Source organism: Hominisplanchenecus sp. (genome assembly GCF_046967715.1).
GTDB classification, from domain to species: domain Bacteria; phylum Bacillota; class Clostridia; order Lachnospirales; family Lachnospiraceae; genus Hominisplanchenecus; species Hominisplanchenecus faecis.
In genome coordinates, this window is the sequence record NZ_JBKVNQ010000035.1 from 1 (window position 1) to 26688 (window position 26688).

Here is a 26688-nt window from a genome sequence, read left to right on the forward strand (position 1 = left end):
AAGACTATACCACACTTCTGGAAGAAAGCTATTCAGCAGATCTACTGAAATGACCTGGTCAATACTGTGCAATCTGTTCTTTCTCTATAATAAAAAACGGCATGGAAGAATCCTATTCTTTCATACCTACTACCTGCTTCTATATTCAACTAGATACACATTCTTTTCCATTATCTGTGTATCATGTACCTATTTTCCTCTAAGAGTAAACTGGATACACTCTATACACGCCTACCATCTATACCTCATTTTACATCTAGTATCAGGATTTCTGCCTGATGAGACATTGCCATCAGAATTTTCAGTTTTGCCTTCATTCCGGTTGACATTTCTTTCATCTTTTTATTCATCGGGATAGCGAATGTTCTGCATTTCTCTTCGAAATCTGCTTTATCAAACCGATGATACATCTTTTTCAGGATCGCACCTACATCTTCCGCTGTCAGAATATTCGGAAAGGTCGCATCGGAAAGTACCACTCCGATCTTTTCCCATTCTTCGTTTGTCAGCTGCTGCGGTGTCTTTCCCATCATCCGGATCTCACCGCTGTCTGTATGGATCAGTCCCAGTGATGCTTTGAAAATGCTCGTCTTTCCGGCTCCGTTTGCACCGATCAGCCCGGTGATGCTTCCACGCTTTACCTGCATCGAACATTCCAGTGAAAAATTTGCATATTGTTTTCTGACATTTTTTAAATCCAGCAAAATCTCTTCCATCCTCTTCTCCTCCTAATCTTCCAGGATCAGCTCAAACAGCTCCCGTATCTCTGCTTCTGTCATGCCGCAGCTCCTTGCTTTGCGGATCGCCTGTTCCAGATCCGTTTCTACTTCTTTTCTTTTTTCTTCCATGCGAAGCTCTTGATTGACTCCGGATACAAAGCTTCCTTTTCCATGCACTGTAACGATGAAGCCCTCCTGTTCCAGAGCATCGTAGGCCTTTTTTACCGTCAACGCACTGACCCTCAGTTCTTTCGCGAAGGTTCTCACAGAGGGAAGCATCTCCTCCTGTTTCAGTTCACCGCTTAAGATTTTATTCTTGATCTGTGTGCAGATCTGCTCATAGATTGGCTGCATGGAAGAATTGTTGATGATCAGTTTCATAGATTCCTCCATTTCTTTGCTTTTGTTGCAAACAGTATATAACAGTTTAGTACTGTTGTCAACTGTTATGCACTGTTTATATTCATTTTTTTATTTACATCTGTCCAAGAATCCCTCTGACATTCTTGCTGCAAGGTGCACGTCATGCATCGCATGACATATTCTTCTTATACAGGTATCAGAAGCACAAAAAACGTCCACCCGGAGATCTGCTCTCCGGATGGACGTCTGGATATTGATATATTTTCTCTATTTTACTTTTTTGCTTTTCACAGCGGAATCTTTGCCGTAATAAACTTTACCTTCGGCTTTGCGATACGTGCGGACTTTGAAGTAACAGGTTCCTTTCTTTTTCGGCAGTTTGGTCACGAAAGATACGGTTTTGTTTTTGTTGATGGTTTTTATTTTTTTGTAAGTGCCTTTTTTCTTTGTGCTGCGGTAGATTTCGTAACCGGTAGCCTTGGATACTTTTTTCCAGGTGAGTCGGACTTTGTTTTTTCCGGCATTTTTGATGGATCTCAGTGTCGTTTTGGCCGGTGTATATTTTTTCTGAAGTGCTGCCTCCTTTGCGGCTTTCTCACGCTCTGCTTTTTCCTTTTCTGCCCTGTCACGCTCTGCTTTTTTCTGCGGATACTCTGCAAGCCAGGCGGACACTCTCTGCTCTGCCTGAGCAAACTGTTCTTTTGTGCTGTCCATATTGGTTACGATTTTCAGAACGTTTTTGTATATACCTTCCGGATCAGCCTTGTCATCTTTTGCCAGGATCTGTCTCATAAGTGCCAGATTTTTGGTGACGGAATCTTTGTTCGGTAGTTCCAGTGCTTTGATACCGCCTGTCTGATCATTTGGCTTATCTCCCAGGTCTGCACCGAGTCCGTAGAGTGTGAACTGATAACGCACCACATCTCCGTCTCTGGCTTTTACCCCGCCCATTCCAAGGCCCGGATTTTCGTTGTTTACGAAATAATACCATCCAGAATAATTGGAGTATGAAAACTCACCAAGCCCCTGCGTATCTTTATACGGATTCGACTTGTGTTTGTCATTGGTCGGTGCATCTTCTGACATATTTGAAATACACTGCGGAATATTCAGTACACCGCTGTCTGCATGGTCGATCTCTGCCAGATAGAATCCCATTCCGGTGTTCTGTGCATCGTAAGTATAGCCGTTTGCTTTCAGAATTTTTTCGATGATATCTGCATAAGTCTCTCCGGCTTCAAAGGAAACTTCCGTCGGCTCGATCAGATAGCCCTGTCCAACGGTAAATTTTTCTACGGATGCATAAACGATTCCGCCCTTGTCCGGTACAAACGTGGCTTTACCACTGTCTGCGTTGTCTTCGCTGTCTTTAAACCAGATCTTTGCTTCTTTTTCTTCTGCTCTGACTGTCTGCATGCCGGATAACGGCAGAAATCCTGTCAGGCATAAAACCATGGCAAGCAGAGCAGTAATAATATTTTTTGTGCGTCTTCTTATATTCAAAATATGGACTCCTTCCTATAAAACAGGAAGAAGTATGGAACACTCCTTCTGCCGAAGAGCGTATCCATACTCCTGTTTTTGTGTTTCTCTGTGACTTTATTTTACCTTAACTTTACGTATGGCAGAATATGCACCAGTAATGGTCTTTCCGCTGACTTTTTTATATGCACGTACTTTGTAATAGTAAGTTTTGCCCTTTTTCAGCTTTTTGTCTGTGTATTTTGCTGCCTTCAGGTTTTTCTTCACGCAAACGTATTTGCCGTTTTTACGCATGGAACGATATACCTGATATCCGGCTGCACCCTTGACTTTTTTCCAGGTCAGAGTTGCTTTTTTCTTTCCTGCTGCTGCCTTTCTGATCACAGGTCTGGCCGGTTTCTTAGCCGGTTTTTCTGTGGTCGGTGTTTCCGGTGTCTTATCCGTGGATGGCATTTCCGGTGTAGATGGCGTCTCCGGTGTGCCCGGTGTTTCCGAAGTAGACGGCGTCTCCGGTGTGTTCGGTGTTTCCGGGGTAGACGGCGTCTCCGGTGTACTTGGTTTCAGGGAGTTCATATCCCAGTAGCCTTCTTCGGATGCTTTAAATCTTCTGTATGCTTCGTATGCTTCCATGATCTGGTAAGAAGCCATTGCATTGGCATCACCATTTTTCAGATGTGCATAACCGCCGCCTTTCACGCGGTAATTTTTCTCAAGCGTTGAGAAGATACTTTTTGATTCTGCTGCAAAACCTGCATCCACGGCATCCAGTTTCAGGCAGGCAAGTGCCAGGATAACCTGTGCGGCAGATTCGGAAGAAGTATAAGCGTATTCTTCGTCCATAGCATCTTTCAGATAAGCAAGTGCTTTGTCAACCGCCGTCTGTACTTTCGCTTCTTTTACATATGGTGCCAGTGCCTGCAGGATCATAGCAGTCATATCTACACCTGTTGATTTGTCGTCAAACAGGCCAAAACCACCGTTTTCATTCTGGAATCCAAGCAGTGCATCGATCATGGATTCTCTGTTCCATTTTGCATCTGCAGGAATTTTCTGAGAGGTTGCATCCAGTGCGATCAGTGTCCAGCTCAGTTCGTTTGAACCGTCTTCCAGTCTGTCGCTGCTGTACAGCATTGCTGCAAGATTTACACCGCCTACATTCGTGATATCTTTGCCCATAGCAGACAGGGTCAATGCCACTCTTGCGATATCGGTCGGTTTCTGGTTTGCTTTCCATTTTGAAACAACAGAAACAGCACTCTGACCGTATGCTTCTTTTTCTGCATCGCTGATCGTCTGTCCAGTACGCAGTTTTGACATGATATACCAGTCGGATGCACCGCTGCATTCGTATTTATAGTTCTGGCTGTTCAGGAAGGTGGATGCACTTGTGATACCTTCTTTTACAATCTGATCTATATCGACTTTGTCGGATACCTGGCTGTTATCTGTAACTTCACCGGCCTTCCGTGCCTTGATACGATGTAATGTTTCCTTCGGCGTCAGTATGCTGTCCGAATTCTGGTAAATGGAATCTGTCACCTGTACGATGCCGTCTTCACGGTAGATCCTGTTAAATCTCTGTTCTGTCGCATCAGCTGCTTTCACGACCCGGGCATTGAATGTGCCCGGAGCGATTCCGGTCAGGATCATGACAAACGCCAGAAGCATGGCAAGGATACGATTTCCAAGTGTCATTTTCTTCATGCCTTGCTTTTCCTTTCTGTAAATGATTGTTTTAGGAAACTATACATAAACCTTCCAAAGCTGTCGCAGGCAGCTTCTTTTTTTGTCATTTTTTGCTATTTTTTAATCTTTACTTTTCTGACAGCACTGAATTTTCCGTTTGCTTTGTTTCCTTTTACGGTCTTGTAAGCTCTTACTTTATAATAGTAAGTTTTGCCTTTCTTTACTTTGCTGTCTGTGAATGTTGCGGCAGCTGCTTTTTTGATCGTTCTGATCTTTTTGTACTTGCCGTTTTTCTTTGTGGCACGGTAGATTTCGTATCCGGTTGCTTTGCTGTTCTTCTTCCACTTCAGGAATGCCTTTTTCTTTTTGGAAGATACGGTCAGTTTTGTTACTTTTGCCGGTCTGACAATGGTCTGTGTGCCCGGATTCTGATTTCCGTTTGTGCCGTTGTTTGTATTATTACTGTTGTTGTTATTGCTGTTATCGCCCTTGTTGTTGTCCTTTTTATCATCGTCTTTCTTTGCATCCTGTAAAGCCTTGAGCTGTGCTTCCGCTTTTACCAGCAGATCTGCATTTTCCACATTTGCTTTCTGTGTATCGGTAAGTGCGTCGTATGCTGCTCTTGCTGCTTTTACTGCTTCCTGATCGTTCCGTGTAAGCTTATCTGAGGAAGGAAGAGCTGCGATCAGTCGAATAACATTTTCTACCTGTTCATCGATTTCTGTATTTTCTTTTGCATAGTTGTCTGTATAGTGCAGTATGACAACGTCACCGTCTTTTAATGTATAATCACATGCACCAACATCCGGTTCCGTTCCGTTCACGCTATATTTCCAGCCGGATTTGCTTCCGTTTGTAAACTCTCCGAGTTTCACCCCGTCTGCTCTTGTAACCGATGCAATGTAAGTGTCACCGTATTTTTTCTCACTGGTCATTTTATTGGCCGCAAGTGCCGCATCCAGAGCTTCCATGGCGGTTGCATTCTTCGGAACACGATACTCGCTCTGTGCTGCCCATACCTGAAGGTTATTCTTTACAAATGCATGGATCTTTCCGTCTTTGTCGCTGTCGTGTACTTCATCGCCAAGGATGGTGACAGCCACGCTCTGATTTTCACCATTTATCAGCCAGTAGGTGTTTGTTCCTTTTTTATATGCATCAAATGCCTGCAGTACCTGTACCGTTGACATTTCCTGCGATTTTGTAAGGTTAGACAGATGTGAAAATCCTCCGTCATTCTGGCGGTATTTCATCAGATTTGTGATCATATTAAAGTTTGGTGTACCAAATCCCACTTCTGCAGAAGTCGGATCAATGCCAAGGCAGGAAAGTGCCAGAAGTACCTGAGCCGTAGATTCGGAAGTTCCATATCCGAAATCATCACGCATTTCCTCTTTTAAACAGGAAACTGCACGATCAATCGCTTCTTTTACTTCGGTTCGCTCCTGATAAGGTGCAAGGGCCTGAAGTGCCATGGCCGTCATATCTACACTGGTGCTGTCTTTTCCGGTCAGTCCGAATCCACCGTTTTCATTCTGAAAACCAAGCATTGCTTCTATGATCGTGTTTCTGGACCATTTTGCATCCGCCGGAATCGCAACATTGGCTGCATCGAGTGCCATCAGTGCATAGATCAGTTCATTTGATCCATCGCTCAGCTTTTCGGAATTGCAGATCATGGATACCAGATCTGTACCGTCCACATCGGTGATATCTTTGCCCATTGCCGTAAGTGCCAGGGCAACACGCTCGATGTCTGTCGGCTTCTGGTCTGCATTCCATTTCTTTACTTCCGCTGCAGCAGACTGATAATAAGCATCCTGCACATCTGAGCTAATCTCAACTCCATTGCGAAGCAATGCGTAGATCAGCCATTCATCTCCATACGCATAGCCGTCTGTGCTGTGTTTTTCTGTGATGTACGTTACGGCACTGTTGATGCCTTCTTCTGCTTTTGCTTTTACATCGATATCTGCGGTGCTTCCCTTTGTTACGGTAATGGTGATCGTTACCGGTTTTACGTTATTTTTGCCATCGATCGGTGTTCCGGTTGCTGTCACGGTTCCTTCGGAGAGTCCCGTAATCTGATATTCTGCCACCGGAAGATAGGAACCATAATCCGGATCGTTCACATTATAATCGCCGTTCTTTTTCCAGTAACCGCTTCCGGTTCTCACAACCTGTGCAATACCTCTCTGGCTGTAAGTCCATTTCAGAGCCGGTTCCGTGACATCGTATCCCTGATCATCCAGTTCACCTGTGACAATTGGTGCAAACACTGCACTGCTCTTGCCGGCTTCTACCGTCATATTCTTATTTTCTTCTGCAAGTTCTACGGTTTTTACGTTATTTTTGTAGACAAAGGTTACCGTACTGTCACCGGAAACTGTTTTCGTTTCTCCCGTCTGCGGATTGGTATCTTCGATCGTCGCTGTAAAGGTTACCGTTCCGGCCTGTTTCGGTATGTAAGCCTTTTCGCCATTTGTATAGTATGCGATCGTTCCGTCCGGATCATCACTTGTGATCATTACTTTATCTGCATTGGTTGCATTTGCCGGTGTGACAACTGCCGAACCAAGGATTGGATTGAATGCAACTCTGCCATCCGTTTCCTGTCCGTCGCTGTTTGCATTTCGGCTGTGTATTTCTTTTGTGCCGGAAATTGCCGGAACAACGGATGTTACCGGCACATAAGCAGAGGTTACCGTCACGGTTTTGTGAATTTCCGGCTGATTTTTTGCAGTTACTGTAAAGACTGCACTTCCGGTCTCTTTAAAGGAAAAGCCGCTGGAAGAATCGGTGCGGTTATGCAGAAGTTTTGCACCCGCTTCATCCGCTGCATAGATAAAGGAAGCGTAAGAAACATCCTGATACTCTTCACTGCCCTGATACTGTGCTTTTACGGTAATATGCTTGTATTCAGAACCCTGTACCGTAACTTTTCCGTCCGTTACATCTTCTCCATCCACATACAGTTTAATATCTGTCATCTGGATTCTGCTGGAACGGACCGCTACAGATGCCAGGATTTCCTGACTGCCGTCGCTGTTGTTCTTTACTGCCTGAAGCACTGCTGTTCCGGTTCCGTTTACACAGAATGTTCCATCTTCATAAATTTCAAAGGCACGTTCCGGTTTTCTCTGCTGAAAGCTCCAGGAAAGGCTCTCGCCTTCCGGCAGAGTATAATCCACAAGAGAAAATGTTCCGGCTATGTTTGCCATTCCAACAGCATCCGGGCTTACTTCCAGTCTTGCATTTTCCAGAACGGTCGGTTCTGTTTCATTTTTTGCCTGAAATGCGACATCGTATGCGTTTTCGCCTGTCTCCGGCCATTCATACTGTCCCGGTGTATAATCCTGATTTTCGCCAAAGTATGGATAACCGTCTCTTCCCTGTCCCCAGGAAGTTCCGTTTTCGCCTTTATTGGCATTTAACTTTTCTGCCAGATCCAGCGTTTTCATGTCCTCTTCGGACATTGCACCGGAACCGCTGCCCAGTGTATCCAGCCAGTAGCAGTTCTCAACGATCGCCGCACCGCTGTTGTTGCTGCTGCTGTTACAGAGTGCCCCTTTTCCGGTATCTCCCACTGCGATACAGTTTGCGATCACACCGTCGCGGTCATCGGAAGCACTTGCTCCCATATAGGCTCCGGTCTTCCCGATCAATCCTGCCACGTTTGCTCCGCTGATCTCACTTTTACAGTTCAAAATGGAAGCACCATAGGCGGTCGTTCCAAACGGTCCGGTCACATTACTGCTGCTTCCGGTCATCGTTCCTTTTACCGTCAGGTTCTGGATCACAGCACCTGCTGACAGATTTGCAAACAGCGAGCCTGCGTTTTCAAACGTAATGGTATGTCCCTGTCCGTCCAGAACCCCGGCAAACGAAGAATAATTCATATAAAAACTTTTATCTTCATAATCACTGTTTACCGTGATATCCTGTGTCAGGACGAAATATTTGCCTTTTGCATTGTCCATCTTGGAAAAATCTGCCTGGGAAGAGATGGAGATCACATTCTCCGGCAGTGCCACCGGTTTTGTCGTCGGTCTGTTTTTCAGTGCTGCGATCGCATCGGTGATCGCCTTTGCTGCCGCTGTGATCTGCTCCTGTGTCACCCCTTCGCCTGCTTTTAAAGCATTTCCGGCTGCTACTGCATCAGAAAGTGTCTTCCAGCTCTCTTCCGTATAGTTTTCCTCTTCATAGCCTTCTGCCTGCTTCAGTGCATTTTCAAGCGGTGTCCAGCTGATTTCGGCCGCTCCCTTTACCAGAACCGGAAATCCGCCATCTTCGGAGACGGCAAAGATATAGCCGGTATCGACGATACCTGTATTTAACAGAGCAACCGTGTCTGCTGTTTTTAATTCATCAGCAGATTTGGATGCACAATTTGTAACCTGTGCTTTATTATCTCCATACTGCTTTCCAATAGCTGATGCTGCTTTAGAAGTATAATAGCTGTTATTAATGACAGAATTGGCTGATTTATTATACGCTGCAATTCCATCCAGCATAAAAGAAGAACTTGTACCGGCATAATAACAATTTAAAATACTTCCGCCATCAAGAACCCCAACAATTCCTCCAACTTCTTCAAACATTTCTTCATCGTTGATCGTTACAGTGGAATAACTGTTCTGAATCGTTCCGGTCAGATTATCTGTAATACTTCCCTTGTCATCCGACTCTACATCAACAGATCCTGCAACTCCCAGGTTCTGGATCGTACCGGATACGTTTTCCGCCAGTGCTTTCCCGGAAAGGGTGATCACATGTCCCTGTCCGTCCAGAGTTCCGGCAAGATCTGTGATCTGCTGTCCGTCTGCCAGCTTAATATCCGCCGTCAGTGTATAGGTTTCACCTGCCGGAATTTGGGTCGGAAATTCTTCTGCAGTTGTGATTTCATTGCTGCTTTTTGTCGTACTCGCTGCATTTACGGTCAGGCTTGCTGTATTTGCCGGAAGAATGCCGGTAAACAGCAATGCCAGAGCAAGCATCCATGCAAGAATACGCTGTGTGACTGCTTTGTGTTTCATCGCTTTTCTCCTCTTCTTTGCTGATTTTATAATCGAGTAGGAGGCGGTGACTAACCGCCGTCCTCTCACACCACCGTGCGTACCGTTCGGTACACGGCGGTTTCAATAGTTGACGTGCACAGACTGATAGGCTGTGGCTAAATCATAGAAGCCACCGTTTATCAGTCTCTCTTTTGTCATGGCTTTCTTAACTGTTGTCAGATTCGCACAATACCAGTGTCCTCTTCGGCAGTTTGCCGCCATATTCGCATAGTATTCGTGTACTCCCATCTTTATCAGATTTCTTTTCTTTGTTTTTGGAAGTTTCCACTGTTTCCATATACACATGCGTATTCTGTGGTAGAGCCATCCGTTGATCTCTTCGATGTTGTTCTTCATGCTTGCTATTCCGTAATAGTTCAGCCATCCTCTTGCATATATCTTGATTTTCTCAAGGCTTGGCTTGATTGACTGACATCGTTTACGGGAAGACAACTCTTTCAGTCTCGACTTAAACTTTCTCCATGACTTTGGATGAACGCGAACATAAATACCCGTTCCATTCCTTCCCAATGCAAAGCCTAGATACTTAAAATTTCGGATTGCAAACACACTGACAGTACGGCTTTTCTTTCTGTTGACTGTAAGTTTCAGTTTCTCTTCAAGGTATTTCGTACTGCTTTCCAGAAGTCTCTCCGATGCCCGTTTGCTCTTCGCAAGGAGCACGATGTCATCTGCATATCTGACGCATGGGACTCCTCTCTTCAAAAACTCCTGGTCAAACTCATTGAGATAGATATTCGCCAGTAGTGGGGATAGATTTCCTCCTTGTGGCGAACCTTCCTCTGTTTCCATGACTACTCCGTTCTCCATTACCCCGCTTTTCAGATATCGCTTAATCAACTGCACCACCCGTTCGTCCTTTACATTCTTACGGAGTAAGTTAAGGAGAATTTCATGGTTCAGTGTGTCGAAGTATTTTGATAAATCTAAGGATACTGCATATGTGTATCCTTGTTCTGCATACTCTTTCACTTTTTGTATTGCGTCCTTCGCACTTCTGCCCGGACGATAGCCAAAGCTACCATCTGCAAACAGCGGTTCATAGATTGGCACTAACTCTTGCGTGATTGCCTGTTGGATTGTACGGTCTATCACCGTTGGTATACCAAGCTTTCGCACACCACCATCTGGTTTGGGAATCTCAACTCGTCTTACTGGAGACGGAGTATACTTTCCACGATAAATGCGGTCGGTTATCTCTTGTTGATGTTCCTTTAGATATGGAAGAGCCTCCTCAATGGTCATGCCATCAATTCCTGGCGCTCCCTTGTTTGCCTTAACTCTCTTATACGCTCTGTTAAAGTTGTCTTTATACAGTATCGCTTCCAAAAGTCTCGGCTGTGCACTGTCTCTTTCTTTCCATATCCGATTGAATGACCTAGACGCTTTCACATACCCTTCATGTTCCGCATTATCTCTTTGCGAACAGCCATTGTTTTCAATGTTTTCTGCCATAGACGGTCATTCCTCCTTTCTCGGTCATACTCAAGACTCCTACTGATTCGGTCCTTCACCTCTCGGCTACTATGACCTCTGCTGACTTCTGTGCGTTCAGCATTGCTTTATGCAATGGTTACCTCTTTCAAGGCATACCGCACAGACCTCCCTAGGTACCACACGTTTCTTCCTCTCCATCCATCTGCCTCATTTATCATGCATGATTCCGTGTAGTTATTGGACTTCGACTTGGTAAGCAGCCTTATCCTCATGCATAACCTTATATGAGATTTCTGTTCGTCAGACCAGAGATTTGCCCATGAGTTAGTATGTTCCTCACATCCAGCTTCCTTCAGATTCCATCTCACGATGGACACCCTTGCCTTCGGCTATATCCTTCCCACTACCGGGCGGATTCGGGACTTTAACCCGTTAGAAACGTGCGCCGCTAGGCGCACTTACAGAGAAACAAGCCCCGCTTTTGCGAGGCCTGCCTGTTACTGTTCTATATTGTAACACATTTTGAAGATATTTTTTCCAACCAGAAGGGGGAATTTTGTTATTATTTGCAGTTTTTGTTATTTTTTGATCTTCACTTTTCTGACAGCACTGAATTTTCCGTTTGCTTTGTTTCCTTTTACGGTCTTGTAAGCTCTTACTTTATAATAGTAAGTTTTGCCTTTCTTTACTTTGCTGTCTGTGAATGTTGCGGCAGCTGCTTTTTTGATCGTTTTGATCTTTTTGTACTTGCCATTTTTCTTTGTGGCACGATAGATTTCGTATCCGGTTGCTTTGCTGTTTTTCTTCCATTTCAGAGTTACTTTTTTCTTCTTGGAAGTTACGGTCAGTTTTGTTACTTTTGCCGGTTTGCTGACAGTCTGTGTTCCTGGACTCTGATTTCCGTTTGTGCCATTGTCTGTGTTGCTGTTATTATTATTGCTGTTATTATTTCCGTTGTTATTGTTGTTATTGTTGTTTCCGCTGTTTGCAGACAGATCGATTACGTTGGAGTATGCAGTAAAGCGATACTGTTTGGAACCGTTCAGGGTTGTATTCACCATTTTCATGATACGGTATACGCCTTTATCCGTTACTTTGAAGCTTCCGGTCAGTGCTTCCGCCTCTCTTGTTACGGTGTTGTCGGATACGGTTGTCCAGCTTCCGTCTGCATTTTTCTTCTGCACTTCTGTGATAACATCCCAGTCATAAGAATCGTTCTTTGCAAGAAGGATTTCTGTGATGGTTTTGCCTTTCCAACCGTTCTGCTCCAGCATTGCCCGGTAATCTTCCGGTGTCTCCAGTTCTCTCTGCTCATCGCTTACGGTCTGATCAAACCAGAATACCAGATCCAGCATGCTCAGATCCTGACTCCAGCTGATCTGGGTGTCACTATCTTTTTTCAATGTCAGGGAGAGTGCTGTCTTCTGCGGATAAAATTTGTTGATGGAGGTATCACATTTTTTCATTAAAGCCGGATCTACGACGCGGATGTTGTTGAGGGTGATATCCAGTTTCTGCAGTTTGCCATCTCCTCTGCTGTTCTCAAAGGTATCTGCAAATACACTTCCTGAGAGGTTTGTCAGCTGATTGTCATGCAGATCGACTGACAGCAGGTGGCTGTTCTTTGCAAAGGTTCCGTCTTTGATCTCTGCAATATAGTTTTTCATGAAGTTGATTTCCGTAAGATCTGCCATTTTGCCAAAATCCACATCGGCAATGCTGGTCAGTACGTTATTGTATGCGATCAGTTTCTTTAATTTTACTGCATCGCTGATGGCAGATGGCAGTGTCTCAAACATATTTCCGGAAATATTCAAAAAGGTCATGGATGCTCCGGCATCTTTAAACAGACCTTCCGGAAGGCTTTCCAGGAAGTTGCCGGATAATCCAAACTGATCCAGTGCCGCATCGCCGTCAAAAGCTCCCTTTGCGATCGTTTCGATCTGATTGTTGTCCAGCTCCAGATATTTCAGCTCTGCAAGTCCCGCAAAATCACTTTTGTTGATCTTCTTTAATTTATTTGCACGCATGGATACCCACTGCAGGTTTTTATTGTTTGCAAAGAAGTTTTCCGGAAGTTCTTCGATATAGTTGGAATCTGCATAAAAGCTGGTAAGAGCAGTCATATGATCCAGCAGTCCGTCCGGCAGGCTGGTGATCTGGTTTTCGGAAAGATCCAGGCTGGTTACTTTATCTGTCAGCCCTTTTAATAAGGAAACGTCTGTCAGTCCGCAGTTGGAAAGATCCACACTCTCGGAGATTGCTGCCAGCTCATTTGCACTGATCTCACCGTCATCATTCAGGTCATATCCCTGCTCGATCAGCTTGTTGATCAGTTTCTGCTCACCGCTCACTTCATCGGTATAACCTTTCCATCCTTTTGCAAGGGATGCGAAACTGATGTTTGCCTTCATATATTTATCATAATTACCTTTGTCCGCTTCGCTTCCGCCCATCATGGTAACGAGTGCTGCCGCAGAATGTACTTCTGACAGATCCGAGATTTCCATACTGTACTCGTATGCGGTATAAGAACCCTGTGCATCTGCCTCTCCGTAGCCTTTCTTCTCAGCAGTCGGATAAGTGCCGTCTTTTCCGATCGTAAAGTCAAGCATCATTCTGGCACTTCCGGTATTTAACATGGTCAGTGTCATTTTTCCGTCTTTTACCTGCAGTTTTGCTTTTGCTGCAAAGAAACTGCCCAGCATGGAGTCTTCTTCACTGTCGGTTTTTGTTGTCTTAAAAGTTAAAGTATATACACCGTCTTCGGTCGGATCTTTGATGGTTGGCTGCGGCGGTGTGACAGGTTCGCTATCCCCGTCTGTCTGACTGATCAGTACGCAGGTATCACCGGATTTTGCAAATACAACCGTTTTATCTTTGTAACCTTTTGCTTTGATCACGATCGTATTTCTTCCTTCTGTAAATTTGCCGGAACCGATTGTCAGTCCGTGCAGTGCAGAAAGGCTGTAAACGCTTTCCGGATCATCATCATTGGTGTATTCTTTGTATTCGGTTCCGTTTACGGTCACTCCGGAAATGGACTGTCCGTAAGCTTTCCAGTTGGCATCATCGGAATAATGATTGATCTCTTCGATGGTCAGTTCGTTGCCATCGTAAGCAACTGCGGTAACAGTCGGTGCAGTCAGCCCTGTGGTAAATTTCTCCATTGCTTTTGTCAGATCTTCCAGTGCAGTATTTAAGGAAGCCTGCGTGGTTGCCACGCTTAATGTATGTTCTGCTGCTGTGATCGCACTCTGGAGATCTTCCCATTCCTCGTCGCTCTTATCGCCTTGTATCAGTGCTTTTGCTTCTTCCAGTTTTGCCGTCAGGGCTGTTTTGTCCAGAACTTCCGGTTCCTGTCCGCCGTTTCCGTCTGCCTGGCTTACAAATGCACACTCGTTCTCTGTTTTTGTAAACTTGATCGTTTTGTCCAGATAACCGTCTGCTTTGATCACGATCGTATTTTCGCCTTCTTTGAATGCTCCGCTGTAGATCGTCATGCCAAGCCATCCGGCACTGTATACCAGGGTTTCATCTTCTTCGTTCCAGTCTGCCACATAATCTACATCGTTGACGCTGATGCCCGTGATCGCCTTGCAGTAATCAGAACTGGAAGTCAGCTCAGAAAGCACGATTTTTTCCAGGATCCCTGTCATCCAGCTGGTTGATCCTTCAAGCTGTGTGATCTCTGTTCCGACTTTTGCTTCTTCTTTGAGCTGTGCCTGCTGTGTATTTGCTGCAGATGCGGCAAATACCGGCAGTCCTGCCTGTGGAACTGCCATGACAGCAGTCATGGAAAGGGCAAGCAGCTGGCATACAAATTTTTTCTTCATATTCTGTTTCCTCCTCGTTTTGGTACATTTTCCTTTGAATCTGTTGCGTCGTGATATCTTACTTTAATGTTTACTTTATTTTTACTTTTTTTGCAGCCGAATCGTTTCCATACACTTTCGCAACAGCTGTTTTTCTGTAAGCTCTGACTTTATAGTAATAAGCGAACCCTTTTTTCAGCTTTTTGTCTGTAAAACGAACCGTTCCTGCTTTTTTGATCGTCTTGATCTTTTTGTATTTTCCGTTTTTCTTTGTAGAACGGTAAACTTCATAACCGGATGCACCTTTTACCTTTTTCCAGCTGATCACTGCAGTGCGTTTTTTTGCCTTTGCCGTTACTTTTTTCACCTTTGCCGGTTTTTTCACCGCTGTATTTCCCGGATTTGCACTGTTTCCGTTGTTACCGCCGTTTGTATTGCTGTTACTTCCATTATTCGGCTTGTCTGTACCCGGTGTTACATTGTTCTGCTGTGCTGTATTGACCTCGTTTGAAAATACGCTGAAACGATAGAACAGCAGTCCGCTGTTTCCGGAATACAGATCTTTTACGACGCGGTATGTGCCTTTTTCTGCTGTTGCAAAGGCTCCTCCTGCCAGGTCTGCCTTATCATCATCCGTACTCTTCCATACGGTTTCGTAGGTTCCGTCTGCGTTTTTCTTTTCGATGCTGGTAATAATCTCCCAGTCATAGTACTGGTCATTTAAAACATCCACGATATCGCGGTCTTCATAGCCTTTGTCTTTCAGAAATTCTCTGTATTCATCAACAGACTGTGCTTCTTCGACTTTTGCATCGTTCGTTGCATCGAACCAGTACAGCAAATCCAGAATACTCAGTTCCTGTGACCATTTCACGCCGTTTTCGCCGTCTTTTTCAATCTTCAGACTCATCGCACTTTTTTGCGGATAGAATTTGTTAAAGCTCTGGCTTTTCATGATCAGTTTGCGGTCTACGACCTGAATGTTATTCAGGCGGATATCCAGTTTTCTCAGAACTGCTGTTGCCGGAAGGGTATCCGGTGACATCGTAGTCAGCAGATTGTCATACAGATCCAGCCCTGCCAGCTTTTCATTCTTCGCAAACGTTCCGGACGGGATTTCACGAATCTCATTGTGCATGAAGTTGACTTCCTGAAGCTGTGGAAGTTTTGAAAAATCCACTTTTGTGATATCTTTCATACCGTTATCGTATGCATTGAGTTCCTCAAGGGAAAAAAGATCTTCCACGGTCTTTGGCAGGCTCTCGATGTTATTTTCCTGTAAAAACAGCCACCGCAAAGATCCGGCAAGCGGTTTTAACACATCATCCTTCAGATCTTCCAGTCCATTTCCCACAAAGGAGAGTTGCTGAAGTTTTGGCATGCCGGTCAGGGCATTTTGGGAAACCTCCCGGATCTGGTTTCCTTCCAGATCGAGGATCGTCAGAGCATCCAGCCCTTCAAAGGTGTTATCTTTCAGAGAGGAAATCTGATTGCCGGTAAAGGAAATCCAATCCAGGCTGTGGTTGTTTTTAAACAGTCCTGCCGGAATTTCTGTGATCTTGTTGTGCTCGATATAAAAATTTTCCAGACTGGTCAGGTTATCCAGCAGTCCTTCCGGAATCGCTGTGATCTCATTGTTTGAGAGATTTAACGTTATGATCTGAGATGGCAAATAACGCAGAAGTCCGATCTCGCTTAAGTTGCACTCACTTAAATCCAGTGTGGTTCCGCCATACCGAGCTACTTCTTCTGCTGTAACGGTTCCGTCATTGTCTTTGTCCATGCCGTAATCGCGAAGTGCTTCGTTGAGTGCTGCTGCCCCGGTCGGTTTGTCTTCTGTTTTGGATGCATCGTATCCGCTCCAGCCTTTTTCCAGTGTCAGGAAAGTGAAGTCCGTCTTGAGGTATTTGTCAAAATTTCCAATGTCACTGTTCTGACCGCCCATCGCTGAGACAAGTGCTGCTCCTTTGTTGACTTCCGATGGCTTTGTGATCTCCATCTTGTACTCATACATGGCGTAGCTTCCGGTTCCGTCCGGCTCACCGAAACCAGTCTTCTCAGTCTGTGCATACGTTCCGTCTGATGCCACTGTGAAATCAAGGAGAAAATCGGAAAGCTTGGTATTTAAAAAGGTTACATACATTTTTCCGTTTTCAACGGTCAGTTTTGCTTTCGGGTCAAAATAGCCTGCCAGCATGGATTCTTCGTCGCTGCCTTCCTGTTTTGCCTCAAAGGTCAGAGTGTATTCTCCGTCCTCGGTCGGATCTACGGATGCGGCTTCTGCCTTCAGTTTTGCAGACTCCTGTGTTTCGACCGCTGTTTTCTGCTGCGGTGTCCGGATCTGCCCTTCGGCTGCTTTTGCCGTTGTCTGATACATTCCGGCTCCGGATACGATCATTGCCGCTGCAAAGATCGCTGCCATTGCCTGATAACCAAATTTCTTTCTCATGCTTTTCTTCCTTTCTTACCATTATTTCACGCGTACACTCTTTTTCGTGCTCCATGCTCCCTTTGTCACTGCTGTGCCTTTCTTCTTCACGGCACGTACCTGTATATAATATTTTTTACCTGATTTTAGTTTTTTGATTGTAATGCTGCTCTTTTTGCCGTTTGCTTTCACCGTCTTTGCATTCTTCATGTTTTTCTTAAGTGCATAACGGATCTCGTAGCTGCCTGCTGCTGCCTGTTTTTTCCAGGTTACTTTGATCTGAGCTTTTTGGGGCTGTATTTTGCGGATCACTGATTTTTTCACAGATGCAGTGTTTCCCTGATTCTGCTGATTATGATCTACATTTCCGTTCTTGTCTGAACTGTTGTCCGGCTTTGGTTCCGGTTTCGGATCTTCCTCTACGGTGACGGTGATCGCATCGCTGACCTGTCTTATAAAATTGTCGCTTGCTTTTGCCACTGCATAGATCTGAGTCGTACCGGTTCCTAAAATGGTGACATAGCCATCTTCGGTCACTTCCAGCACATCGTTTTCATTTGCCAGAAATACCAGTTTGCCGTCGCCCGGTTTTTCGATGCTTGCCGTTACCTTGAAGTTTTTATCGGAGAGGTATTTGTGGTATTCGGTCACCGGAACGGTGATGGTCTGTTGTCCTTTTTCCACACGGATCCTTACCCTCTCTTCGGTTTGATAATACTGGTCTGTTTCGGATGCGGTGATCACGATCTCACAGCTGCCGACTCCCGTTACCTGAACCTGACTGCCGTTTACTTTTGCTACTTTTTCATCGGTACTTGCAAAGCTTAAGGTTCCGTTTCCTCTGGAAAACTCTATATCGATCGTAAATGGCTTATCCAGATCATTCATCGTTTTATTAATCTGAGCCGGTGCTGTGATCGCCTGATATTTTTTTGCTGTGTTCTGATCTTCTGCCGCATAATTTGCGAAATCTACGTATCCATATCCAAACTCGGTATCTTTGCCCGGCTCGCCAAGATCTACGGCATAATCACGGAAAACGGAGTAAACTTCTCTCTGGTTGTAATCCGAATGTTTCAGTTTGACATAGGCTGCTGCCGCTGCCAGATGCGGCGTTGCCATGGAGGTTCCGCTTGCGATCTCGGTTGTCTCGCCCTCGCCGATCCATGCACTGAAAATGTTTCTTCCCGGTGCTGCAAAATCAAGCAGGGTTCCGTTGTTGGAAAAATCAGAGCGAATGTAAGAATTTCCGTCTTTATCCGGCTCCAGAGATCCGACTGCGATCGTCCAGCGGCTGCTTGCCGGATAACTTCTTGCGGTATCGGTATATTCGTTTCCGGATGCCACACAGACAGTTGTGCCGGCTTCCAGAGCTCTCGCAAAAGCTTCATCCATCAAATCGGTGTCATCGCTTTCAAATCCCGGCAGGATCTCAAATCCAAGACTCATGTTGATAACATCGGCATTATGCTGTACCGCATAGTCAACGCCAAGTGTGATCGTTGTGTAAGAAGCAGAACCAGTCAGGTCAAATACTCGCACGGCCATGATCTTGACCTGCACCGGTGTTGCCTGGGTTACGATGCCGGCAACGTGTGTGCCGTGTCCCTGGTTCGGATCATTGTATGCATCTTTGCCTAAACCGTCTGCTGCCAGATTGACACTGTTTTTGCGATCCAGTCTTGTTGTAAACCACGGATGATCCTCATCGATTCCGCTGTCGATGACTGCGACGGTTGCATCGCCGCTCCAGTCTTTTGCATCCTCTTTCAACTTGTCCATACCCATCATATGGATGCCGTCAAATGCCTGGATTTCCGTCTCTGTTTCGCTCTCGTCTTCTTTTTCGGCTGCATCCTGTATTTCTACCTGCACATCTGCATCGCCGTCTCTTGCTGCCTCTTCCAGTGTGACCGGGATATCCTGAAAAATGTGTACTCCCGGGTAATCTTTTTTCAGGTTTGTCACTGCAAGCTCTGCCTGATCTGCACTGTCATACAGTAAGATCTGGTAGCCACCCACCGTATAGTAATACGTCTTTACTGCTCCGTATGTATTTTCCAGAGTCTGTGCACTCTCTACGATCACACGTTTGCGAATCTCATTTTGTTGATCCTGTGCCGTGACCCCCTTACTCTTTCTAAGAGATGCATTCTGCCTGTAAAACACTTCTGCCACTTCTTCCGGTGTTTCCAGCAGATTTACGTTCGTTGTTCTCCCATTTGCCTTTACACTGCACGGCAGCAAAGATGCCAGCATACCGAAACAGCACACAAACGCCAGAAATCTTCGTCTCATTTTATTCTCCTCCATGTCAGCCTCACACCGCACAGCTTTTCCGGTATATCTATTTGTATACTTGTAACTTTTGTACGTTTCAGCTTTCTTTTGTTAGTCTAAACTATTCTATGTTTTATATTGGTAACATATTTAAAAACGTCTGTCAAGCACAGAAAAAGGCTCCATGCCTGTGTAGCATGAAGCCCTTTTCGCCTGAAAAATCCGTTTTTTCAGCCTTTTATTTTTTTGTGTAAAGAAGGAAATTTTTTCAGGTTTTATTTCCAAAACCTGCTTTTAAAAGGAAGTGATCTCTTCTGCTACGTACTGAAGAAGGCTTGCACTGTCTATGGCAAATGACAAGCGAATACAGCAGCCGCATCCAGCTTCAGCTGATCAACCAATCGTCTGCTCAGCCAGAACAAATACGATGCCCTGAAAGAATATTTTTACAGTCTTTCCAAAGAAATTTATGCACTTGACAATCAGATTGAGACAGGAAATGAGATCGTCAACCAGGTGATCAACCTTAAATGCGCCACGGCTCATAAGTATCAGATCCCGATGGATATTCAGATCGTACTGCCGCCACATCTGTCGATCCCCGATCATCATCTCTGTTCTCTTGTTGCGAATCTTCTGGACAATGCGATCGATGCATCCAGAAAAATCGAAGATCCGAAAATTGTGATTGAAATGAAAATGGTCAAGGATTATCTCTCCCTGACCATTCGAAACAAAATGGATCCTTCCATGCAAGACAAGGCACTACCATCCGCACGACCAAGGCGGATAAAAAGCAACATGGGCTTGGCCGTCAGATCATCGATGATATCGTCCGCCGTTACAACGGTTGCGTTCGTTTTCTTTAAACGAGGTTGGTATATCCCATCAGGGATTCATCTACCGCCTTGGCCGCTTCCCTTCCTTCGTGGATCGCCCAGACAACCAGAGACTGTCCCCGGTGCATATCACCTGCCGTAAAGACATTCTTTACGGAAGTCTGATATTTCTCTGCTTCCGTTGCCACGTTCGTACGCGGTGTCAGATCTACTTTAAAGGCATCGGTCACATATTTCTGTGAGCCAAGAAAACCGGCTGCGATCAGTACGACATCCACTTCAACCGTCCATTCGCTCCCTTCCACCGGAACCATCATCATGCGACCTGTTTTCTCATCTTTTTTGCTCTGTAATTTGACCAGCACTGCTTTTTTCAGTCTGCCTTTGTCATCGGCAATGAATTCTTTTACGGTGGTCTGATAGATACGCGGATCGTGTCCGAATACAGCAATCGCTTCCTGCTGACCATAATCAGTCTTGCAGACTCTCGGCCACTCCGGCCATGGATTGTTTGCCGCTCTCTGGTCCGGGGCTTTCGGCATCATCTCCAGCTGTACCACAGAAGATGCACCCAGGCGGATGGCTGTTCCGACACAGTCGTTTCCGGTATCACCGCCTCCGATGACCATCACTTTCTTATTCTTGCAGGCAACAAATTTCTGATCCGCCAGATCAGAATCCAGCAGGCTCTTTGTCACACCTTTCAGGAAATCAACGGCAAAATAAATGCCTTCTGCCTCTCGTCCCGGCACTTTGATATCTCTTGGGTTTGATGCTCCGCAGCAGAGTACCACACGGTCGAAATCTTTCAGAAGTTTGGCTGCTTTGACATCCACACCGACATTGACATTGGTTTTAAAGATCACGCCTTCTTCTTCCATCAGACGGACACGGCGGTCGATCACGGATTTCTCCAGTTTCATGTTCGGGATTCCGTAGCGGAGCAGGCCGCCGATGCGGTCATTTCGCTCAAATACGGTCACCTCATGACCACGGCGGTTCAGCTGCATGGCAACGGCAAGTCCGGACGGACCGCTTCCGATCACGGCTACTTTTTTTCCGGTACGCACTTTCGGCGGCTGTGCCTTGACAAGTCCTGTCTCGTAGGCACGCTCAATAATCGCACGCTCGTTCTCTTTTGTGGAGACCGGGTCTCCGTTTAAGTTGCAGGTGCAGGCTGCTTCACAGAGTGCCGGGCACACTCTGGAAGTAAATTCCGGAAAACAATGTGTTTTCATCAGACGGTTGTAAGCCTGTTCCCAGTTTCCGGTATAGACAAGATCATTCCATTCCGGGCAGAGGTTGTTCAGCGGACAGCCGGATGCCATGCCGTTTATCATTTTTCCGTACTGGCAGAACGGCACTCCGCATGCCATACAGCGTGCTCCCTGAAGCTGCTGTTTTTCCAGCGGCAGAGGGATATGAAATTCGTTAAAATTTTTAATACGTTCAAGCGGTGCGATCTCTTCACTCACTCTTCTTTCGTACTCTAAAAATCCGGTTGGTTTTCCCATTTCTTTTCCCTCCTATCTCGCTTTATTTGCATAAAATGCTTCAATCTGTGCCTGCTCACTGCTCAGACCTTTTTCTTCCATCTGCACGATTGCCATCATCATACGGTTATAATCATGCGGGATGATCTTCTTGAATTTCGGCAAGTATTCTTCAAAATGATTCAGGATTTCTTTTCCTTTTGCAGAATTGGTGTATGCCGTATGCTCTGCGATCATATCTTTTAATTCCTGCACATCGTATTTATTGCCGAGTTTTTCAACGGAAACCATCTGCTTGTTGACTTTTGTATACAGATCGTTGTTTTCATCCAGAACATAGGCAACACCGCCGCTCATACCGGCTGCAAAGTTCTTGCCGACTTTTCCGATGACAACAACACGACCGCCCGTCATATATTCACATCCGTGATCTCCGACGCCTTCTACTACAGCTTTTGCACCGGAATTTCGCACGCAGAAACGTTCTCCGGCAACACCGTTGATGTAGGCTTCTCCGCTTGTTGCACCGTACAGTGCCACGTTTCCGATAATGATGTTTTCATCTTCTTTGAATTTTACACCGGTTGGCGGATATACGATCAGCTTTCCGCCGGATAAACCTTTTCCGAAATAGTCATTGCTGTCGCCGACCAGCTCCAGTGTCAGTCCTTTCGGGATAAAAGCTCCAAAACTCTGTCCGCCTGCACCTTTACATTTTACAATGTAGGTATCAGCATCCAGTGTATCACCGTAACGTTTTGTGATCTCAGCACCAAACTGTGTGCCGAAAGCACGGTTGATGTTGGTGACATCGACTTCGATGCTCCGTTTCTGTTTTTTCTCCAGAGAAGCTTTCAGTTTCTTCATTAAAATGGTCTGATCCACCGTCTCTTCCAGTTTGAAATCATATACCTGAAGGATCGAATGTCACTTTCATCTCTTTGCCTGCATACGGGTTATCCAGAATGCGGCTTAAATCCACTTTCGCTGCATTTACATTTGCAGCATGTTCTTTCTTCTTCAGCAGTTCGCTGTGTCCAACCATCTCGTCTACGGTGCAGAATCCAAGTTTTGCCATGTATTCACGCAGTTCCTGTGCGATGAACCGCATGAAGTTTTCCACGTATTCCGGTTTGCCGCGGAAACGTTTTCTCAGCTCCGGATTCTGTGTTGCCACGCCGACCGGACAGGTGTCCAGGTTGCAGACACGCATCATCACACATCCCATTGTAATCAGCGGTGCAGTTGCGAAACCGAATTCTTCTGCTCCAAGCAGTGCGGCGATCGCTACGTCACGTCCGCTCATCAGTTTTCCGTCTGTCTCAATGCGGACTTTGTTTCGAAGTCCGTTCATGATCAGCGTCTGATGGGTTTCTGCAAGTCCGAGCTCCCACGGAAGTCCGGCATTGTGGATGGAACTTCTTGGTGCAGCTCCGGTACCTCCGTCATAACCGGAGATCAGCACGACCTGTGCTCCTGCTTTTGCAACACCGGCTGCAACCGTTCCGACACCTGCTTCCGATACCAGTTTTACGGAAATTCTCGCGTCTTTGTTTGCATTCTTCAGATCGTAGATCAGCTCTGCCAGATCCTCGATTGAATAAATATCGTGATGAGGCGGCGGTGAGATCAGGCTCACACCTGGTGTGGAATGTCTGGTCTTTGCGATCCACGGATAAACTTTTCCGCCCGGCAGATGACCGCCTTCACCCGGTTTTGCTCCCTGTGCCATTTTGATCTGGATCTCCTGTGCACTGACCAGATATTTGGAGGTAACTCCAAAACGTCCGGATGCTACCTGTTTGATTGCAGAACAACGGTTCCTGTTCGGATCGGTAACGATCATACGCTCCAGATCTTCGCCTCCTTCACCGCTGTTTGACTTACCATGCAGACGGTTCATGGCGATCGCCAGTGTTTCATGTGCTTCCTGAGAAATGGAACCGTAGGACATCGCTCCGGTCTTAAATCGTTTTACAATGGATTCGACACTCTCTACTTTCTCGATCGGCACACCTTTTTCCGGATAATCAAAATCCATCAGGCTTCGCAGATAACCGGTCTCTTCTTTGTCTACCAGATTCGTGTACTGTTTGAACAGGTTGTAATCGCCTCTCCAGGTCGACTGCTGCAGCAGATGAATGGTCTGCGGATTGTAACGGTGATGTTCTCCGGCACTTCTCATTTTGTGCCGTCCGATGCTGTACAGTGTTTCATCTACATCCAGTCCCAGCGGATCAAATGCTCCGGAATGCAGTTTGTCCGTTTCTTCTGCAATATCTTTCATTGTGATACCACCGACACGGCTGACCGTATTTGTGAAATATTTATCGATCACTTCTTTATCAATGCCGATTGCCTCAAAAATCTGAGATCCCTGATAAGACTGGATTGTGGAAATACCCATTTTGGAAGCAATCTTTACGATTCCGCTAAGGACAGCCTGATTGTAATCTTCCACAGCTGCATAATAATCCTTATCCAGCATCTTGCTGTCGATCAGCTGATGGATCGTATCCAGTGCCAGATATGGGTTGATCGCACTTGCACCATAACCAAGCAGTGTAGCAAAATGATGTACTTCTCTTGGTTCGCCGGATTCCAGAACGATTGCAAGTGAAGTTCTCTTTTTCGTCTTTACAAGGTGCTGATGCACAGCGGATACTGCCAGCAGTGAAGGGATCGGCACACGGTTTTCATCAACGCCTCTGTCTGTCAGGATCAGGATGTTTGCTCCGTCTCTGTGTGCTCTGTCTACTTCGACAAACAGATAGTCAATGGCTTTTTCCAGGCTTGTGTTCTTATAATACGTGATCGGAATTTCCGCTACTTTAAAGCCTTCGACATCCAGATTTTTAATCTTCAGCATGTCGGTATTTGTCAGGATCGGATTGTTGATCTTCAGTACCTGACAGTTCTTTGCCTCTTCCTGAAGCAGATTTCCGTCCTCACCGATGTAAATGGTCGTGGATGTTACCACTTCTTCACGGATTGCATCGATCGGCGGGTTCGTCACCTGTGCAAACAGCTGTTTGAAATAATTAAACAGCGGCACATGACATTCCGATAAAACAGCCAGCGGTGTGTCAATACCCATGGAAGCGATGCCTTCTGCACCGTTCTTTGCCATATTTAAAATAGAAGTACGGTACTCTTCGTAAGTATAGCCAAAGGCTTTCTGGAGTTTTGCACGCTCCTCATCGCTGTACTCTTCCACGCGTTTATTCGGAATCTTCAGATCAGAAAGATTTACCAGGTAACGATCCAGCCACTCACCATACGGCTGCTTTTTTGCATAACTTTCTTTCAGTTCATCGTCATCGATCACTCTTCCTTTTACCGTATCCACCAGAAGCATTTTGCCCGGATGTAGTCTTTCTTTGAGCACGATCCTGGTCGGATCGATATCCAGCACACCGACCTCAGAAGAGAGGATCAGATAACCGTCATCGGTGATATAGTATCTGGAAGGACGCAGACCGTTACGGTCAAGCACGGCTCCTACCACATCTCCGTCGCTGAACAGGATCGATGCCGGTCCGTCCCACGGCTCCATCATCGTTGCATGATACTGATAAAAATCTTTTTTGCTCTGGCTCATGGTCTTGTTGTTTGCCCATGGTTCCGGGATCGTGATCATCACGGCCAGCGGCAGATCCATACCACTCATCACCATAAATTCCAGTGTGTTGTCAAGCATTGCCGAGTCAGAACCGGAAGTATTGACAACCGGCAGAACTTTGTGCAGCTCTCCTTTGAAATGCTCGGAGAACATCGTCTCTTCGCGTGCAAGCATCTTGTCGGCATTTCCACGGATCGTGTTGATCTCACCGTTGTGTACGATAAAGCGGTTCGGATGTGCTCTCTCCCAGCTCGGATTTGTGTTGGTACTGAAACGAGAGTGTACGATCGCGATCGCAGATTCATAATCTGCATCCTGCAGATCACGGAAGAAGGTACGGAGCTGTCCTACGAGGAACATACCTTTGTATACGATCGTTCTGCTTGAAAGAGAAACCACATAGGAATTGTCATTGCTCTGTTCAAACACACGTCTTACCACATAAAGTCTGCGGTCAAAATCAATACCTTTTGCCAGGTGTTTTGGTTTTGCTACAAATCCCTGCATGATACACGGCATACATTCCAGTGCTTTGTGTCCGAGAACTTCCGGAACAACCGGAACTTCCCTCCATCCCAAAAATTTAAGACCTTCTTTTTCCACAATGATCTCAAACATTTTCTTTGCCTGGTTCTTTTTCAGTTCATCCTGAGGGAAGAAGAACATACCGATTCCGTATTCCCTCTCAGAACCTAAAAAGATGCCGAGGGACTCACAGGTTTTGGAGAAGAACTTGTGTGAAATCTGAAGCATGATTCCTACACCATCACCTGTTTTTCCTTCGGCATCTTTGCCAGCTCTATGTTCTAGATTTTCTACTATCTTTAATGCATTTTCGACGGTTCCGTGGGATTTGACACCCTTAATGTTTACGACTGCTCCTATACCGCAGTTATCGTGTTCAAATTCCGGCTGATACAGCCCAGGAGTCTGAACGGCTTCGTTCAATTTTGCTGTACTCATACGTCTTTCCTTTCTTAAGTTGTAATATTCTGTTCAGATAAGCGGACTGACCAGATTGCCATGTCCTGCTGCATCCTGCTAACTTCTGTGTTCGCTAATGCAACTTTTTCTCAAATCTTGTCATTGACTATACACCCATTTTTTTCATTTGTAAAGACGTATTTTTCTTTGAATTGTCAGATTATTTGCGAATTCACTTTTAAAACTGTATTTTTTTGATTTTTTATTTATTATTTTTCTTTTGTTTCTATATTTTGCCAGTTGTGTCTATTTTGTTTCTTATGCAAATTTTAAAAATATATGCAACATTCTTCTGTGCACCTCTGTAATCTGCCAAAGACTACTGTCAGATAGAGATTGCATCCCGCCACTGATGCAAATTTGCTGTTCTCCGTCTGCAAAGTTAAGGATCACCTCAGATCTGATCCATGTCAAGCGGATATTCGCAATCCGCTTTGCTACTTGCTCATAACCAAATAACTG

The 26688-nt window shown here is 45.5% G+C and carries 13 protein-coding genes and 2 pseudogenes; 2 read left to right on the top strand and 13 right to left on the bottom strand.

The features are described 5' to 3' along the window. Positions 1-245: 245 nt before the first annotated feature. The 10 genes from ACLTL4_RS06740 to ACLTL4_RS06785 all read right to left on the bottom strand — a co-directional run bounded on the left by ACLTL4_RS06740 (position 246) and on the right by ACLTL4_RS06785 (position 19900). Positions 246-716 (bottom strand): ATP-binding cassette domain-containing protein, encoded by a 471-nt coding sequence (locus ACLTL4_RS06740; RefSeq protein WP_412291052.1) that lies wholly within the window; start codon positions 714-716, stop codon positions 246-248. Between the two features lie 12 nt (positions 717-728). Further along, positions 729-1100, bottom strand: a complete 372-nt coding sequence (locus tag ACLTL4_RS06745; protein WP_022119119.1) for a GntR family transcriptional regulator — start codon at positions 1098-1100, stop codon at positions 729-731. Positions 1101-1349: 249 nt separating this feature from the next. Then, positions 1350-2585: a hypothetical protein gene (locus ACLTL4_RS06750; protein ID WP_173866825.1), complete on the bottom strand. Its 1236-nt coding sequence runs from the start codon at positions 2583-2585 to the stop codon at positions 1350-1352. Positions 2586-2681: 96 nt separating this feature from the next. Then, positions 2682-4268 carry a prenyltransferase/squalene oxidase repeat-containing protein gene (locus tag ACLTL4_RS06755; protein ID WP_173866826.1) on the bottom strand — a complete coding sequence of 529 codons (1587 nt, stop codon included), beginning with the start codon at positions 4266-4268 and terminating at the stop codon, positions 2682-2684. Positions 4269-4363: 95 nt separating this feature from the next. Continuing rightward, positions 4364-9286 (bottom strand): DUF4430 domain-containing protein, encoded by a 4923-nt coding sequence (locus ACLTL4_RS06760; RefSeq protein WP_412291053.1) that lies wholly within the window; start codon positions 9284-9286, stop codon positions 4364-4366. A gap of 102 nt (positions 9287-9388) precedes the next feature. Continuing rightward, on the bottom strand, positions 9389-10783 hold the full coding sequence (gene ltrA / locus ACLTL4_RS06765; RefSeq protein WP_147632401.1) for a group II intron reverse transcriptase/maturase: 1395 nt from the start codon (positions 10781-10783) through the stop codon (positions 9389-9391). Positions 10784-11343: 560 nt separating this feature from the next. After that, positions 11344-14601, bottom strand: coding sequence for a hemoblobin-interacting domain-containing protein (locus ACLTL4_RS06770; RefSeq protein ID WP_412291054.1), 3258 nt, complete (start codon positions 14599-14601; stop codon positions 11344-11346). 70 nt (positions 14602-14671) lie between these two features. After that, the gene (locus ACLTL4_RS06775) at positions 14672-17029 is read right to left on the bottom strand and encodes a leucine-rich repeat domain-containing protein (protein WP_412291055.1); all 2358 of its coding nucleotides are present in this window, start codon (positions 17027-17029) and stop codon (positions 14672-14674) included. 21 nt (positions 17030-17050) lie between these two features. Next, positions 17051-19306 (bottom strand): S8 family serine peptidase, encoded by a 2256-nt coding sequence (locus ACLTL4_RS06780; protein ID WP_412291056.1) that lies wholly within the window; start codon positions 19304-19306, stop codon positions 17051-17053. A 375-nt stretch (positions 19307-19681) separates the two neighbouring features. Then, a complete protein-coding gene (locus ACLTL4_RS06785; protein WP_412291070.1) occupies positions 19682-19900 on the bottom strand; it encodes a hypothetical protein in 219 nt (72 codons plus the stop codon). Between ACLTL4_RS06785 and ACLTL4_RS06790 the strand changes: the two are divergent. After that, positions 19850-19984: pseudogene (locus ACLTL4_RS06790) on the top strand (GHKL domain-containing protein); the annotation flags it as partial. The gene ACLTL4_RS06785 and the pseudogene ACLTL4_RS06790 overlap by 51 nt on opposite strands. Positions 19985-20058: 74 nt before the next feature. After that, complete coding sequence (locus tag ACLTL4_RS06795; RefSeq protein ID WP_412291068.1) at positions 20059-20157, top strand: GHKL domain-containing protein; 99 nt, start codon at positions 20059-20061, stop codon at positions 20155-20157. Here ACLTL4_RS06795 and ACLTL4_RS06800 read toward each other — a convergent pair. The 3 genes and pseudogenes from ACLTL4_RS06800 to ACLTL4_RS06810 all read right to left on the bottom strand — a co-directional run. Further along, positions 20154-21641 (bottom strand): glutamate synthase subunit beta, encoded by a 1488-nt coding sequence (locus ACLTL4_RS06800; protein ID WP_215658670.1) that lies wholly within the window; start codon positions 21639-21641, stop codon positions 20154-20156. The genes ACLTL4_RS06795 and ACLTL4_RS06800 overlap by 4 nt on opposite strands. A gap of 12 nt (positions 21642-21653) precedes the next feature. After that, positions 21654-26205 (bottom strand): annotated as a pseudogene (gene gltB, locus ACLTL4_RS06805) (glutamate synthase large subunit). 279 nt (positions 26206-26484) lie between these two features. Further along, positions 26485-26688: hypothetical protein (locus ACLTL4_RS06810; RefSeq protein WP_412320350.1), on the bottom strand; the 204-nt coding region annotated here is incomplete at its 5' end.